The sequence below is a fragment of the Pseudomonas sp. GL_135 genome, from assembly GCF_057834665.1.
This window is the reverse complement of record NZ_CM174408.1, coordinates 148,623-163,735: the sequence shown is the minus strand read 5'-3', so window position 1 is coordinate 163,735 and position 15,113 is coordinate 148,623. Positions and strand designations below refer to the sequence as shown.

The following is a 15,113-nucleotide window of genomic DNA, read 5'->3' as shown; positions in this document are numbered from 1 at the left end:
CTGCGGATGAAGGAATGTGGGAGTGATCGGGGTGGCGCTCCACCTTGCTCACGAAGGCTGGATTCCAGCCGCTGAAAATCTAGCGGAGGTAATGGCCTCTTCGCGAGCAAGCTCGCTCCCACAAGATGTGTATTTACCCCCAGACAGCGCGGTGGCCGAGCTGTCCATTTGATTAGAGAGCGGACTAGATGCTCTCCCGCTTCTGCCAGACCTTCGGCTTGAAGAACAACGTCTCGCCCCGCGCCAGTCCGGTCAGGCTGTCATGGTCTTTCACCACTTCCGCTTCGATCAGCTCAGGCTGTCCTTCGACTTTCAGCGTCACACGGGTCGTGGCGCCCAACGGACGGATGTCCCGAACTTCCGCCGCGTGATGCCCTTCCACTTCATGCCGGGACAGCGACACCTCATGGGGGCGGAACAACACGTGGCTGTCTTCGCCCAGGTGCAGGCGGTTTGAATCACCCAGAAAGTGATACACGAAATCGCTCGCCGGGTTCTCGTAGACATCGCCGGGCGAGCCGATCTGCTCGATCACACCCTTGTTCATCACCACGATCCGGTCCGCGACTTCCATCGCTTCTTCCTGGTCGTGGGTCACGAATACCGAGGTCAGGTTGATGTCTTCGTGCAGCCGCGCCAGCCAGCGACGCAGCTCCTTGCGCACCTTGGCATCCAGCGCGCCGAACGGCTCGTCCAGCAGCAATACCTTGGGCTCAACCGCCAACGCACGGGCCAGGGCAATCCGCTGACGCTGACCGCCCGACAATTGCTCCGGATAACGATCCGACAGCCAGTCCAACTGCACCATGTTCAGCAGCTCATGCACTTTGACGGCGATCTGGCTCTCGTTCGGGCGCTGGTTCTTCGGCTTCATACGCAGGCCGAAGGCGACATTGTCGAACACGGTCATGTGGCGGAACAGCGCGTAGTGCTGGAACACAAAACCCACGTTGCGATCACGCACGTCGTGACCGGAGACATCCTCGCCGTGGAACACAATGCTGCCCTTGTCCGGCGTTTCCAGCCCGGCAATGATGCGCAGCAGCGTGGTCTTGCCACAGCCGGACGGGCCCAACAGCGCCACGAGCTCGCCACTCTGGATATCCAGACTGATGCCGTCGACGGCCTTGAAGGCGTTGAAATTCTTGCTGACGTTACGGACTTCGATCGACATGAATTATTCCTCCGCCGCGTTTTTGCGCAGACGGCTAATGCGCGCTTCGCTCCACTGCTTGAGCAGCAGGATGAACAGCGCAAGGATCAATAACAGGCTCGCCACGGCAAATGCAGCCACGTGGTTGTACTCGTTGTAGAGAATCTCGACATGCAGCGGCAAGGTGTTGGTCACGCCGCGAATGTGGCCCGAGACCACAGACACCGCGCCGAACTCACCCATGGCCCGCGCGGTACACAGCACCACGCCGTAGATCAGGCCCCATTTGATGTTGGGGACGGTTACGTGCCAGAACATCTGCCAGCCATTGGCGCCCAGCAGGCGCGCGGCTTCTTCTTCCTGGGTGCCCTGCTCCTGCATCAGCGGGATCAGTTCGCGGGCCACGAACGGCACGGTCACGAAGATGGTCGCCAATACGATGCCCGGCAGGGCGAAGACGATCTGGATGTCGTGGTCCTGAAGCCATGGGCCGAACACGCCACGGGCGCCGAACATCAGCACGTAAATCAAACCGGCGATCACTGGCGAGACCGAGAACGGCAGGTCGATCAACGTGACCAGAATCGCCTTGCCGCGGAACGAGTATTTGCTCACGCACCAGGCCGCGGCGACACCGAAGACCACGTTGAGCGGCACCGAAATCAGCACCGCGAACACGGTGAGCTTGAGGGCCGACAGCGCGTCGGGCTCCAGAATGGCCGCGAAGAATCCGCCGAGGCCGTTACTCAAGCCCTGGCCGATCACCACCACCAACGGCAGCAACAGGAAGAACGCGAAGACCAACCAGCCAAGGCCGATCAGAATGCGCCGCGACACCGCGCTGCCACGACGGGCAGCATTGGCGGAGGACGCAGCAATGAGCGATGAATCAGACATAGGTGCGCCTCCTCAGTTAGGGGTTTCGATGCGTCGCTGCAACAGATTGATCAGCAGCAACAGCACGAACGACACCAGCAGCATCATCACGCCAATTGCCGTGGCGCCGGTGTAGTCGTACTGGTCGAGCTTGACCATGATCAGCAACGGCAGGATCTCGGTCTTCATCGGCATGTTGCCGGCGATGAAAATCACCGAGCCGTATTCACCGACACCCCGGGCAAAGGCCAGCGCAAAGCCGGTCAGCCAGGCAGGCAACAAGGCCGGCACGAGGATGTGACGAAACACCTGAAGAGGTTTGGCGCCAAGGCACGCCGCGGCTTCTTCGACTTCCCGGGGGATGTCCGCCAGCACCGGCTGAACCGTGCGCACGACAAACGGCAGAGTGACGAAGGTCAACGCCAGGGTGATGCCGAACGGGGTGTAAGCGATTTTGATGCCCATGTCGGCAGCGAACTGGCCGATGAAACCGTTCGGCGTATACAGCGCGGTCAGCGCAATACCGGCCACGGCGGTGGGCAATGCGAAGGGCAGATCGATCATCGCGTCGATGATCTTGCGACCGGGGAAGGTGTAACGCACCAGCACCCAGGCCAGCAGCGTGCCGATGACGCCGTTGATGATCGCCGCGAAAAACGCGGTGCCGAAACTCAGCCTGAGCGCTGCGAGCACGCGAGGGGCCGTAACGATGTTCCAGAACTGAACGGCGCTCAGCTGGGACGCGTGGATGAACATGACCGCAAGCGGTATCAGCACAATCAGACTGAGGTACACCAATGTGTAGCCCAGCGTCAGCCCGAAGCCGGGTATGACGGGGGATATGCGTCGCGACATAAAAGTCCTTGGTTTACACACGTTACCCGGAACGAGTCCGGGTCCTTTTATTCCGTGGGGCGCTGCAGTTACTGCGGGATGTAGATCTGATCGAACACACCGCCGTCATCGAAGAACTTGGGTTGAGCCGACTTCCAGCCGCCGAAATCTTTATCGATGGTCAGCAGATTCAGTTTAGGGAACTGCTTTTCGTACTTGGCCGCGACGTCTGCGTCACGAGGACGATAGAAGTTTTTCGCCGCGATTTCCTGACCTTCCTTGCTGTACAGGTGCTTGAGGTATTCGGTGGCGATCTCGGTGGTGCCGTGCTTCTCGGCGTTCTTCTCGACAACGGCCACGGGAGGCTCGGCCAGAATCGACAGCGAAGGTACGACGATGTCGAACTTGTCGGCGCCGCCGTCTTCTTTCAGCGCCAGGAAGGCTTCGTTTTCCCACGCCAGCAACACATCACCCTGACCGTTGTTGACGAAAGTGATGGTCGAGCCTCGCGCACCGGTGTCCAGCACAGGCACGTGCTTGAACAGTTTGCCGATGTATTCCTTGGCCTTGGCTTCATCGCTACCATTGGATTTCAGGCCATAGCCATAAGCAGCCAGGAAATTCCAGCGCGCGCCGCCCGAGGTTTTCGGGTTGGGCGTGATCACCGACACGCCGTCCTTGATCAGGTCGCCCCAGTCATGGATGCCTTTCGGGTTGCCCTTGCGCACCAGGAACACGATGGTCGAGGTGTAGGGGGTGCTGGCGTCCGGCAACTTGGTCTGCCAGTTCTCAGGAATGGTCTTGCCCAGTTTGGCGATTTCGTCGATGTCGCCGGCGAGCGCCAGGGTCACCACGTCGGCGGGCGAGCCGTCGATAACCGAGCGGCCCTGCTTGCCCGAGCCACCGTGGGACTGATTGATCTTCACGGTGTCGGCCGGGTGGGATTTTTTCCAGTAGTTGATGAATTCGGCGTTGTAGTCCTGATACAGCTCGCGGGTAGGGTCGTACGAGACGTTCAGCAGGGTGAAATCCTTGGCGACAGCAGAACCGGCAAACACCGCACTGGCGAGCGCGGCCAGCGCATAACGACGAATGGACATGAATCAGGCTCCTGGACAAATGGTGTTGTTGGCTTTTTCTAGTTTTAGGTCATGCGGTGTTCGTCATGCGGGAGCGTGGCTCAACCCTGCTTGTTGCTCGGATTCTGCAGACGGAATTTCTCCTTGCGCTCGATCTGGACCACCTGCGCGTTATGCACCGTGATCTCAACCGCGCCAAAGCGCAGGTCACGCAGCGCGCTTTGAATTTCACGCAAAATGCTTGCTTCGTCCTGGCCGTCAACGCTACGTAGAGATGCGCTCATGTTCGTGCTCCTTGAAAGATTTTTGCCGCAGCGTGGGGGCAAACGCTGCTTGTGGCGTGAGCGCGATATTAGAGACGCAGAGATATTCTTAAAAATACTATTTAAGAATTCAGATATAACCAAAAGGCATTTACGAAGGGTGTGGTCAGCCAGCCGCTTTAAAAGCGGCGATGGGACCTGTAAGCGGCGGCCATGCTGCCGTCTTAAGCAGAGACAAAAACCGGCGCATGGTGCCAGTCGATCTGTTCCGCCGGCATGGGCCGCGCAAACCAGTAGCCCTGGCCCAGTTCACAGTTGTGCTTGAGCAGGAAGCCGGCTTGATTGGCCTGCTCGATACCTTCTGCCAGCACGCGCATGCCCATGGCCCGTGCCAAAGCGATGATGGCGTTGACGATCGCGATGTCGTCATCGTCGTCCGGCAATCCGGCCACAAACCCCTGATCGATTTTGAGTTTCTGCACCGGCATGCGCTTGAGCCGCAGCAGCGACGAGTACCCTGTGCCGAAATCGTCGATAGACAATTTCAGCCCCAGGTCCCGCAGTCGGTGCATCTGTTCGATGGCTTGGTCGGGGTCGTCCATGATCGCGCTTTCGGTGACCTCAAGCTCCAGAAACTCCGGCGCCAGGCCGGTTTCGTCCAGCACCTTGGCCACCCGACGATCAAGATCCCCGCGACCAAACAATCGACTGGACACGTTGACCGCGACGTAGGAGATCGCCACGCCTTCTGCAAGCCACTCCCCCATCTGCCGACAGGCTTCGGTCAATACCCAGTTGTCGATGTCGGCGATCAGTCCGCTTTGCTCGGCGATGGGGATAAATTCACCGGGCGAGACCATACCGCGCGCCGGATGCTGCCAGCGCACCAACGCCTCAACGCCCTCGATACAACGGCTGTGGAGGTTATGAATCGGCTGATAAAACACCCGCAGTTCGTTCTCCTCGACAGCCTGTCGCAGCTCGGCGGCCAACTCGACGCGGCGCTGGGCATGGGCAGTCAATTCGGCGGTGTACATCGCGTAGCTTTCACGCCCCTGATGCTTGGCCTGAGACAGCGCGGCGTCGGCATTACGCAACAGCTGTTCGGCGGTCAGCGCATCGTAGGGGAAGATGCTGATGCCGACGCTGGCCGTCAGAAACAGCGATTGTCCACTGACCATAAAAGGCTCACGCAATCCCTCCAGAATGGTCTGCGCCAGTTCGGCGGACTGCGCGACCTGCTGGGCATTTTCGAGCAGAATCGCGAATTCGTCGCCGCCCAGCCGCGCCAGCGTGACGCCCTTCTCCAGATGGGTTTGGAGGCGCTCGGCAGCAGCTTTCAACACTTCGTCCCCGGCGCTGTGGCCGAGGCTTTCGTTGATGTGCTTGAAGTGGTCCAGATCGACGAGCAACAGCGCCAGGCTGCGCTTGTTGCGACGTGCGTGGGTGTGCGCCTGTTCGGCACGGTCGGTGAACAGCAGGCGATTGGGCAGACCGGTCAGCGGGTCGTAATGGGCCAGATGCGCCAGCTCGCGCTCGGAATGCTTGATCGAAGAAATGTCGGAAAACACCGCAACGAATTGAGTGATCTCGCCCTGCTCATCCCTGATCGGACGAATGCTTTGCCACTGCGGGTAGATCTCGCCGCTTTTGCGCCGGTTCCAGATCTCGCCGCTCCACTGCCCGGCGCTGAGAATGGTCTTGAACATGCGTTCGTAGAACTCGGGGCCATGGCGCCCTGATTTAAACGTACTCGGGCGCAAACCCAGCACTTCGTCCTGCTGGTACCCGGTGATCTCGCTGAAGGCGCGATTCACATGCACGATCACGCCTGTGGCATCGGTGACCAGCACGCCTTCCAGCGTGGTATCGAACACGGCCGCTGCCAGTCGCAAACGCTGCATGTCCTCATCCCGGCGCGCCAGCTCGGCGACGCCCATGAAGCCCAGCAGTCGCGAGCGAGCCAGATAAATCAGCAGTGCGCTAAGGGCCAGCCAGAGGTAAGCGCCGGTCTGCTGCGCCCGTGCCAGTACAGTCGGCTCTTCAATCAGCCGCGGCAGCACGTAGTCGTTGATCGCCAGCCACACCATCGACACAACCCCGTACAACGTTGCGGTGCGTAGCGCATCCCGGGTAATGCTCGACATAAATAGAAACGACCTTGCGAAAGTCGGAAATTATAGAACAAGAAACATCTTGCGACGCTTCTCTGAAACACCGACTGTTTTTATCTGTGAGCTAAGTGATAATGCGCCCTTCTGTCTCAGGGTCCGTTTAGGCGGATCCGTACATCGCACGCGTTACAACCGAGGGCAACTCAGCCTATGTGGAACAACGGTCTGCTCGACCTTTCCGTCTGGCAATTGGTCGCAGTCACCCTGGCGATGACACACGTCACCATCGTCGGCGTCACGGTCTATCTCCATCGCTATTCAGCGCATCGCTCCCTGGAACTCAACGCAGGGCTCAAGCACTTTTTCCGTTTCTGGCTGTGGCTCACCACGGCGCAGAACACCCGCGAGTGGACCGCTATCCACCGCAAGCACCACGCCAAATGCGAAACCGTCGATGACCCGCACAGTCCGGTCATCAAGGGCCTGTCAACCGTGCTGCGCAAAGGCGCCGAGCTGTACCGCGCTGAAGCGGAAAACCCGGAGACGCTGCGCATCTACGGCAAAAACTGTCCCGAGGACTGGATCGAGCGCAACCTGTATTCGCGCTATCCCCTGCTGGGCATCGCGATCATGGGCGTGATCGATCTCGCCCTGTTCGGCGTGATCGGCATCACCGTCTGGGCGATCCAGATGATGTGGATTCCGGTGTGGGCGGCGGGCGTGGTCAACGGCCTTGGCCACGCGGTCGGCTATCGCAACTTCGAATGCCGCGACGCCGCCACCAATCTGGTGCCCTGGGGCATTTTGATCGGCGGTGAAGAGCTGCATAACAATCACCACACCTACCCCAACTCGGCCAAGCTGTCGGTCAAGCGCTGGGAGTTCGACATGGGCTGGGCGTGGATCAAAGTGTTTAGCTGGCTGCGCCTGGCAAAAGTGCAGCGGGTCGCGCCGATTGCGCACCGCGTTGAAGGCAAGGGCCATCTGGACATGGACACGGCGATGGCCATCTTGAACAACCGGTTCCAGATCATGGCCCAGTACCGCAAGTTGGTCATCGCGCCGTTGGTCGCGCAGGAACTGGCGAAAGCCGATGCCTCTGTACGTCATCAGTTCCGACGTGCCAAACGCCTTCTCTCCCGAGAGCCAAGCCTGCTGGAAGACAAGCATCAAGCGCGCATCCAGACCATGCTGGAGCACAGCCAAGCACTGAAAGTGATCTACGAGAAACGCCTGGCGCTGCAGCAGATCTGGGCGAAGACCAGCAGCAATGGTCACGACATGCTGGCGGCCATCAAGGAGTGGATCCACGAGGCCGAAGCCAGCGGTATTCAGTCGCTGCGTGACTTCGCCGATCAGCTGAAAACCTACTCGCTGCGGCCTCACCACGCTTGATGCCGTTGATCGGTGACCATTCGTCTGGGTGGCACCGATCGGAACTTAGTGCCATTAGTCCTATCTCACTAACACCTTCGCACTATGCTGTGTGACATGTTGTGGCATGCGCCGCACCTTATTCTGAGATGCAGTGCTCATGGACAACCAGACTCCCCACGTTGAGACACCCGCCGCAGCAGAAACCCTTCTGGCGCTGATGCATGCCCAGGCCGAAGTGGCGCGCCTCAGCGAGCGCGAGCAGCTGTTCAGTTCTCTGCTGGTCAGCGTCAACGCCGTGTTATGGGCGTTCGACTGGCAGACGCAACGCATGATTTATGTCAGCCCCGCCTACGAGCGCATTTTCGGCCGCTCGGCCGGCTTGCTGCTCGCGGACTACAGCGAGTGGCGCGACAGCATTTACCCCGACGATCTGGACTATGCCGAGCGCAGCCTGAGCGAAGTGCTTGAGAAGGGCTCCATCGAAGACCGCGAGTACCGGATCATTCGTGCTGACGGCCAGGTCCGCTGGCTGAGCGACAAATGCTTTGTCAGTCATCAGGTCGAGCACAGTCAGCGCCTGATCGTGGTGGGCATCGCCGAAGACATCACCGAGAAGAAGCACCTCGAAGACGAGCTGCAGCGTCTGGCCACCACCGACGTCCTCACCCAGAGCAGCAACCGCCGGCACTTCTTCGAATGCGCTCAACGCGAGTTCGAGCAGGCGCGTCTGCAGGGTACGCCGATGGCGTTCCTGTTGCTGGACGTGGATGATTTCAAGCTGGTCAACGACACCTACGGCCACCAGGAAGGTGATCTGGTGCTGCAACGCATTGCTGAATGCGGGCGCAAGACGCTGCGCCGTGGGGATCTGTTCGGGCGAATTGGGGGTGAGGAATTTGCCGCCGTATTCCCAGGCTGCGCGCCCGAAATGGCCCAGCAGATTGCCGAGCGGTTACAGCGTGAGATTCAGCGCCTGAGCTTTCAGTGCAATGACAAAACCTTCGGTATCACCGCCAGTCAGGGGCTGACCAACCTCGGCGAACAGGACCAGAGCCTTGAAGCGCTTTACGCCCGCTCTGACGCTGCGATGTACCAGGCCAAGCGCCAGGGCAAGAATCAGATCGTGTTGGTATAAGCCTGCTTTTCTGAAATCAGCCTCTGGCTAAGCCACCGTCTTGCGACGCACCCCTTCCAGATCCGACTCGCTGATCTTCAGCAGCCGGGCTGATTTGCTTTTTGCCAGCGCCTGCAGCGGGTCTTCAAGTCCCAGTGAACCCATTTGTCCCGCGACATTCATTGCCAAAATCTCGCGGGTAAAAACGCCGGTGTTGTATTGATACACCGCCGCGATCAACTCGCGCAGCTCCAGCGGCAGCCGCCAGCGCGTACGCAAAGCCGAGCCGAACGAGGCCGAATACTGCGCCAGCGCGCGGCGAACAGTTGCCTCATCCAGCGAACCGCCGGCAATCAGCCAGTCCTGCAAACAGCGCAGCACCGTCAGTTCCCCCAGGCCCCTGAGCAAACCGGCGCAATAACAGCGCTCATGATCCAGATCCAGCTTGCGCGCCAGCGTGCGCGCGCATTCGGCAGTGCGTTGCGAGACCTCCCAGATTTCGGTGGCGTGAAGCAATAACGCTGCATCCGTCAGCACCGCGCCGCGCTTGAGCGCCAGACCCTGAACCAGGTTGACGCTCTGGGTGCCACCCAGCACGGCAAGCGCCTGACCCAGTGTTTGCACGGGCTTGCCCTGGTGTTGCGACGCGCTGCTCGCCGCAGCAATTAACAGCGCGGTAACGTGGGGGTCGTGGCTCAACGCCTTTTCCAGCAGCTTCAGGTCAACACCCGACGCCCCTCGACTGCTGGCCACCGCCGCCGTCACATCAACGAATAGCGGCCCGCCATCGGCCACTTCCCGGCGCTTCTCCAGAAACGCATCCAGCCCGACACCCGGCGCCAACGCCGGCACCGCACAGGCAACCTGCGCGCCATCCTGCAACAGCAGCGTTTCGAGCCGTTGGCGCAGGCCTTCCATGTTCAGGGGTTTGGTGAGGTAGGCGGTGGGCGCCAGCTGCACGGCCTCGCGGACACTGACGCTGTCGCTGCGACTGCTCAGCAGAATGAAACGAACCGGCGGCTGGCGACGCAACTGCCGTAGCACGCGAAGCAGGCTCAGTCCGTCGACGCCCGGTAACTCACGGGATGCGATCACCAGGTCCGGGATGTACCCGCTCATCAGCTCGATGGCCTCTCGGCCGTTTGAACAGATATCCAGTTGGGCGTCGCAACGTACGTCCAGGACCAATTCGTTGAGCATCTCACGGGCCCAAGGGTCCGCTTCAGCGATCAACACGCGGGGAACGGCTAGCGCCTCTACAACGGTCATCATGACTCTCCGGCATCAGTCTCCTTACCTTAGTCAAAGACTGAGAAGGGGGACAAACCAAGAGAGAAATTTCTGATCTCACTGACGAAAAAACCTGCCGAAGCAGGTTTTTCCTGATGGAGCGGTCACATTTTTATCAAATGTGCCTGCGGCTCATCGGCATAAAGTCAGGCGATTTCAGCGAAGCATTCTTCGATGATCTTCAGGCCTTTATCCAACTGCTCGTCCGGCGAGGTCAGCGGGACCAGCACGCGCAGTACGTTGCCATAGGTGCCGCAGGACAGCAGGATCAGCCCCTTGTCACGGGCCTTGGCAATCACTTGCGCCACGGCAGCAGCGTTAGGTTTGTGGGTGTCGCCATTCTCGAAGCACTCGACGGCGATCATGGCGCCCAGTGCGCGGACTTCACCGATGACCGGGTACTTGGCCTGGATGGCGCGCAGACCAGTAACCAGACGCTCGCCCACGGCCTTGCAACGATCAAGCAGGTGCTCTTCTTCGAACACCTCCATGACCGCCAGCGCCGCAGCGCACGCGATCGGGCTGCCGGCATACGTACCGCCCAGACCGCCCGGCGCGATGGCGTCCATGTATTCAGCCTTGCCGCACACGCCGGCCAGCGGGAAACCACCGGCGATGGATTTGGCAAAGGTGGTCAGGTCGGCGCTGACGCCCATCTGTTCCATGGCGAAGAAAGTGCCAGTACGGCCAGCGCCGGTCTGCACTTCGTCAGCGATCAGCAGAATGCCGTGCTTGTCGCACAGTTCGCGCAGACGCGCCATGAACGCCTTCGGCGCCACATAGAAACCGCCCTCGCCCTGCACCGGCTCGATGATGATCGCGGCGATGTCCTTCGGCTCGGCGTCGTTCTTGAAGATGCGCTCGATGCTGGCGATGGAATCGTCAACGCTGACGCCGTGCAGCTCGTTCGGGTAGATGGCGCGGAAGATACCGCCCGGCATCAGGCCCATGCCGGCCGAGTACGGCACGACTTTACCGGTCAGACCCAGAGTCATCATGGTGCGGCCGTGGTAAGCGCCGGTGAAGGCGATGACGCCCGCACGGCCTGTCGCGGCGCGGGCGATCTTGACGGCGTTTTCAACCGCTTCGGAACCGGTAGTGACCAAAAAGGTTTTCTTGGCGAAATCGCCCGGTACCTTGGCGTTGACCTTCTCGCACAGCTCGACGTACGGCTCGTAAGCCAGCACCTGGAAGCAGGTGTGGGTCAGCTTGGTCAGTTGCTCTTGCACGGCCGCGACGATTTTCGGGTGCAGGTGACCGGTGTTCAGTACCGCAATGCCGCCGGCGAAGTCGATGAACTCGTTGCCTTCAACGTCGGTGACGGTGGCGTTCTTCGCGGACTCAGCGAAGATCGGGTGAATTTGACCAACGCCGCGTGGGATAGCAGCTTCGCGGCGTTTCATCAGGGATGCGTTCGTTTTGCTCATCATTTCCTCATTCGCCGCTCATCGGGCGGCGCGGTTCAAGGATCAAGCAGCGGGGGTCAACAGCAACAGCATACGATGATCGACTGTCGCGGCCTCCCGGCCACCAATAGGTTGGTGCCACTGAAACCTGCGAAACGGCGCTCTCGCGTCCCGCAGGTTGTCGAACAGTTACTTCACTCTGCCATTCAGCGGGTTCAGATGCTGAGGCAGAGATATTTGATTTCCAGATAATCTTCGATGCCGTACTTGGAGCCTTCGCGACCAAGACCGGACGCCTTGACGCCGCCGAACGGCGCGACTTCGTTGGAGATCAGGCCAGTGTTAATGCCCACCATGCCGTACTCCAGCGCTTCAGCCACACGGAACACGCGGCTCAGGTTTTGCGCGTAGAAATACGACGCCAGCCCAAACTCGGTGTCGTTGGCCATGGCGATCACTTCGGCTTCATCTTTGAAGCGGAACAGCGGGGCCAGAGGCCCGAACGTTTCTTCTTTGGCCACGGCGGCGTTTTTCGGCACGTTGACCAGGATAGTCGGTTCGAAGAAGTTGCCTTCCAGGCTGTTGCCGCCACTCAGTACTTTCGCGCCTTTGCTCAACGCGTCAGCGATGTGTTCCTTGACCTTGGCCACGGCTTTTTCGTCGATCAGCGGACCGGTGGTCACGCCCTCAGCCAAGCCATCGCCGACCTTCAGCTTGGCGACCGCTGTCTGCAGCTTCTCGGCGAAAGCGTCGTAGACTGCGTCCTGCACGTAGATACGGTTGGCGCACACGCAGGTCTGGCCGTTGTTGCGGTACTTGGAAATGATTGCGCCTTCAACGGCCTTATCCAGGTCAGCGTCGTCGAACACGATGAACGGTGCGTTGCCGCCCAGTTCCAGCGAGACTTTCTTGATGTCGTGGGCGCATTCAGCCATCAACTGGCGACCGATCTCGGTCGAGCCGGTGAACGACAGTTTGCGCACGATCGGGTTGCTGGTCAGCTCGCTGCCGATGTCGCCCGCGCTGCCGGTCACCACGCTGAACACGCCAGCCGGAATGCCAGCGCGCTCGGCCAGTTCAGCCAGAGCCAGTGCGGAGTAAGGGGTTTGCGAAGCGGGCTTGAGCACCATGGTGCAGCCTGCCGCCAGCGCCGGGCCGGCCTTGCGGGTAATCATGGCGGCCGGGAAGTTCCACGGCGTGATCGCCGCAGTGACGCCAATTGGCTGCTTGAGGACGATCAGGCGCTTGTCCGGCTGATGGCCCGGAATCACGTCGCCATAGACGCGCTTGGCCTCTTCGGAAAACCACTCGATAAAGGAAGCCGCGTAAGTGATTTCGCCTTTGGCCTCGGCCAGCGGCTTGCCCTGCTCCAGGGTCATCAGGCGACCGAGGTCGTCCTGGTTTTCAATCATCAGTTCGAACCAACGACGCAGCTTGGCGCCACGCTCTTTGGCGGTCAGCGCACGCCAGGCCGGCAGCGCCTTGTCAGCGGCCTCGATGGCGCGGCGGGTTTCAGCAGCGCCCATCTTTGGCACAGTGCCGAGAATCTCGTTGGTCGACGGGTTGTTGACCTTGATGGTCTGGCCACTGTCGGCATCAGCCCAGGCGCCATTGATGTACGCCTGCTGGCGGAACAACTTCGAGTCTTTGAGCTGCATTGCGGCCTCCTGAACAGCACCGCGCGCGGCGGAGCGAATGGTTGTGTGCGGGCGCCTCGACCGAGGCCGCCGCCGGATATAACTGTCGCCGGCCCTGATTGGAGAATAGAGGAAAGGTCGGGCGGGGCGTTTGAAATCTCAAACGAATCCTAGGGACAACAGGGTTAAAGGACAATAGTGCGTTCGAAAAAAAGAACGGCTGGGGATTGGGGTGGGTATGAATTCGGATCAGCGTAGCCGCCAATGTGCCGAAACGTGTGAAATTGAGAACAGTGAGTCACCGGCATGGACGCACGTCGGCCAGATGAGTATTATGGCGCCCGCATTGCACCTGTAGCTCAGCTGGATAGAGTACTGCCCTCCGAAGGCAGGGGTCATGGGTTCGAATCCCGTCAGGTGCACCATATTTTCCTAGGTTTCTCGGCTGTCGCTCTGATTTCATTTTGAAGTGTGACAGCAGGGTGACAGCAATTCCCCTCCCCCTGTCCTCACATGCTCGCTTTGCTGCTTGCAGCTGCTTGTCCGAAAAAGTATGTGTCCGATTTTGCCAGCCCACTGATCAATGCAATTGTTTACGACCTGCCTCGGCTTCAGATAGAAATCCGGGGCAGTGTGCCAACGTCATAACGACGCGTAAATGTGGTGCCGCGGCAATCTTCCCAACCAGATCACCTTTCAAAAAGGAGTTTGGAATGCATCATGTCATCAGTGCGCTCATCACTGAGCTTGAACTTGTTGTTGGCGGGATAACTGCCACTGTTCCTTCGGACGCAGCGTTTGCTGCCGCTCACAGCAACTGGACGTTTCCAGCGATTAGTCGTGACGATCTGATAGACAAGGTCGACTCGGTACGTGTGCGACTCCAGGAAGATGCGCCAGAGGATCTAGGCATTCACCAGCTTCGCCTAGAAAAATTCATCGAGAACCTCCAATTTCTTCGAACGCACACAGTTCCCCAGATTTGGGGAAATGCCGCGGCGGCCTGTCCTAGCTTTTTTTTGACACTGGACGCATTGGAACTCGCTCTCAAACCTCTCTTTAGAGTCGACGAAGCGGATCAGGCACTGGCTAGCCGGGCAACATCGAACCAGCTTAGATCGATCGAGGCCCAAGTGCTGCGACTTGCCTCAAGGTCTCATAGTCTCGACGCTATGGTTACAAAGATTGAGTCAGCTCACGACGCAGCGGAGCAACTGCCAGAAAATTTGGCTAGCTTGAGCGATGCAAGAACTCAGATGCAATTGCTCCTGAGTGAAGCTGAGCGCGACAGGGGCCTAGCATTCTCTGCAAGGGAGTCAGCCGAGAGCATGAGGGGCCTAATGGAGGAAATCTCAAAGGAGGCAGCAAGCGTATTAGAAAAGGCCGAGCAGGCTTACTCAGCCAATACCAGCCAAGGCTTGGCAGCAGCATTCGCAGAGAGATCCGAGAGTTTAGGCATATCAATGTACTTGTGGGTCTGCGGCCTGATCGCATCCTTAGCGCTAGGTAGCTTTCTAGGAAAAGCTCAGTTGCAAAACTTGGCAGAGCTAATTAAGACACCTGGGGCTTCAGACGCTGCATTAGCTCTAAATCTTCTTCTTTCGGTAATTTCCGTAGGGGCTCCGATCTGGTTTGCCTGGCTAGCCACAAAACAAGTAGGCCAACGTTTTAGGCTTGCTGAGGACTATGCCTTCAAGGCTTCGGTCTCCAAAGCTTACGAGGGATATAGAAAGGAAACGACACGTGTCGATCCCGCGTTAGGAGCCTTGCTTCTCAAGTCTGCTTTGATGCGCCTCGAAGAGCAGCCGTTGCGTTTTGTCGAGCCTGCTAGCTATGGCAGTCCGTGGCATGAGCTTGTGTCATCAAACACGGTAAAGGAAGCGCTGCAATCAGTTCCTGGCTTCGCCGAGCGAGTGCGTGAGCTGGCCAAAGGTTTGATTGAAAAGCCAAGCGGCTCGAAGTGAGGAGAC

12 protein-coding genes and 1 tRNA gene are annotated in these 15,113 nt (G+C 59.3%); 4 read left to right on the top strand and 9 right to left on the bottom strand.

The genetic code is table 11. The features are described 5' to 3' along the window. Positions 1-184 precede the first annotated feature (184 nt). From AC3ISG_RS00740 to dibA, 6 genes are all read right to left on the bottom strand, one after another. Positions 185-1,174, bottom strand: a complete 990-nt coding sequence (locus tag AC3ISG_RS00740) for a sulfate/molybdate ABC transporter ATP-binding protein (RefSeq protein ID WP_489298298.1) — start codon at positions 1,172-1,174, stop codon at positions 185-187. A gap of 3 nt (positions 1,175-1,177) precedes the next feature. Further along, on the bottom strand, positions 1,178-2,050 hold the full coding sequence (gene cysW, locus AC3ISG_RS00735; RefSeq protein ID WP_074890084.1) for a sulfate ABC transporter permease subunit CysW: 873 nt from the start codon (positions 2,048-2,050) through the stop codon (positions 1,178-1,180). A 12-nt stretch (positions 2,051-2,062) separates the two neighbouring features. Next, positions 2,063-2,884 carry a sulfate ABC transporter permease subunit CysT gene (gene cysT, locus AC3ISG_RS00730; RefSeq protein ID WP_122536737.1) on the bottom strand — a complete coding sequence of 274 codons (822 nt, stop codon included), beginning with the start codon at positions 2,882-2,884 and terminating at the stop codon, positions 2,063-2,065. A 68-nt stretch (positions 2,885-2,952) separates the two neighbouring features. Further along, the gene (locus tag AC3ISG_RS00725; RefSeq protein ID WP_489298297.1) at positions 2,953-3,963 is read right to left on the bottom strand and encodes a sulfate ABC transporter substrate-binding protein; all 1,011 of its coding nucleotides are present in this window, start codon (positions 3,961-3,963) and stop codon (positions 2,953-2,955) included. Positions 3,964-4,043: 80 nt separating this feature from the next. Next, positions 4,044-4,226 carry a sulfur starvation response protein OscA gene (gene oscA / locus AC3ISG_RS00720; protein ID WP_065990977.1) on the bottom strand — a complete coding sequence of 61 codons (183 nt, stop codon included), beginning with the start codon at positions 4,224-4,226 and terminating at the stop codon, positions 4,044-4,046. 203 nt (positions 4,227-4,429) lie between these two features. Continuing rightward, positions 4,430-6,352, bottom strand: a complete 1,923-nt coding sequence (gene dibA / locus AC3ISG_RS00715) for a phosphodiesterase DibA (RefSeq protein WP_489298296.1) — start codon at positions 6,350-6,352, stop codon at positions 4,430-4,432. A 177-nt stretch (positions 6,353-6,529) separates the two neighbouring features. Between dibA and desA the strand changes: the two genes are divergently transcribed. Then, positions 6,530-7,714 carry a delta-9 fatty acid desaturase DesA gene (gene desA / locus AC3ISG_RS00710; RefSeq protein WP_122536734.1) on the top strand — a complete coding sequence of 395 codons (1,185 nt, stop codon included), beginning with the start codon at positions 6,530-6,532 and terminating at the stop codon, positions 7,712-7,714. A 139-nt stretch (positions 7,715-7,853) separates the two neighbouring features. Further along, positions 7,854-8,831, top strand: coding sequence for a GGDEF domain-containing protein (locus tag AC3ISG_RS00705; protein WP_122536733.1), 978 nt, complete (start codon positions 7,854-7,856; stop codon positions 8,829-8,831). A 27-nt stretch (positions 8,832-8,858) separates the two neighbouring features. Here AC3ISG_RS00705 and AC3ISG_RS00700 read toward each other — a convergent pair whose 3' ends face one another. From AC3ISG_RS00700 to gabD, 3 genes are all read right to left on the bottom strand, one after another. Then, positions 8,859-10,082, bottom strand: a complete 1,224-nt coding sequence (locus AC3ISG_RS00700) for an HDOD domain-containing protein (RefSeq protein ID WP_489298295.1) — start codon at positions 10,080-10,082, stop codon at positions 8,859-8,861. A gap of 164 nt (positions 10,083-10,246) precedes the next feature. Further along, on the bottom strand, positions 10,247-11,527 hold the full coding sequence (gabT, locus tag AC3ISG_RS00695; RefSeq protein ID WP_485620707.1) for a 4-aminobutyrate--2-oxoglutarate transaminase: 1,281 nt from the start codon (positions 11,525-11,527) through the stop codon (positions 10,247-10,249). 194 nt (positions 11,528-11,721) lie between these two features. Further along, on the bottom strand, positions 11,722-13,164 hold the full coding sequence (gabD, locus tag AC3ISG_RS00690; RefSeq protein WP_489298294.1) for an NADP-dependent succinate-semialdehyde dehydrogenase: 1,443 nt from the start codon (positions 13,162-13,164) through the stop codon (positions 11,722-11,724). Between the two features lie 327 nt (positions 13,165-13,491). Between gabD and AC3ISG_RS00685 the strand changes: the two genes are divergently transcribed. Both AC3ISG_RS00685 and AC3ISG_RS00680 read left to right on the top strand, forming a co-directional pair. Beyond that, a tRNA-Arg gene (locus tag AC3ISG_RS00685) sits at positions 13,492-13,568 on the top strand. 288 nt (positions 13,569-13,856) lie between these two features. Then, entirely contained in the window at positions 13,857-15,107 is a 1,251-nt protein-coding gene (locus AC3ISG_RS00680) for a hypothetical protein (protein ID WP_489298293.1), read from the top strand. The last annotated feature ends 6 nt before the right edge of the window (positions 15,108-15,113 follow it).

Excerpts from the sequence above, each read along its gene's own strand:
- AC3ISG_RS00740 (WP_489298298.1), bottom strand. The coding sequence starts at position 1,174 with ATGTCGATCGAAGTCCGTAACGTCAGCAAGAATTTCAACGCCTTCAAG.
- cysW (WP_074890084.1), bottom strand. The coding sequence starts at position 2,050 with ATGTCTGATTCATCGCTCATTGCTGCGTCCTCCGCCAATGCTGCCCGT.
- cysT (WP_122536737.1), bottom strand. The coding sequence starts at position 2,884 with ATGTCGCGACGCATATCCCCCGTCATACCCGGCTTCGGGCTGACGCTG.
- AC3ISG_RS00725 (WP_489298297.1), bottom strand. The coding sequence starts at position 3,963 with ATGTCCATTCGTCGTTATGCGCTGGCCGCGCTCGCCAGTGCGGTGTTT.
- oscA (WP_065990977.1), bottom strand. The coding sequence starts at position 4,226 with ATGAGCGCATCTCTACGTAGCGTTGACGGCCAGGACGAAGCAAGCATT.
- dibA (WP_489298296.1), bottom strand. The coding sequence starts at position 6,352 with ATGTCGAGCATTACCCGGGATGCGCTACGCACCGCAACGTTGTACGGG.
- desA (WP_122536734.1), top strand. The coding sequence starts at position 6,530 with ATGTGGAACAACGGTCTGCTCGACCTTTCCGTCTGGCAATTGGTCGCA.
- AC3ISG_RS00705 (WP_122536733.1), top strand. The coding sequence starts at position 7,854 with ATGGACAACCAGACTCCCCACGTTGAGACACCCGCCGCAGCAGAAACC.
- AC3ISG_RS00700 (WP_489298295.1), bottom strand. The coding sequence starts at position 10,082 with ATGATGACCGTTGTAGAGGCGCTAGCCGTTCCCCGCGTGTTGATCGCT.
- gabT (WP_485620707.1), bottom strand. The coding sequence starts at position 11,527 with ATGAGCAAAACGAACGCATCCCTGATGAAACGCCGCGAAGCTGCTATC.
- gabD (WP_489298294.1), bottom strand. The coding sequence starts at position 13,164 with ATGCAGCTCAAAGACTCGAAGTTGTTCCGCCAGCAGGCGTACATCAAT.
- AC3ISG_RS00680 (WP_489298293.1), top strand. The coding sequence starts at position 13,857 with ATGCATCATGTCATCAGTGCGCTCATCACTGAGCTTGAACTTGTTGTT.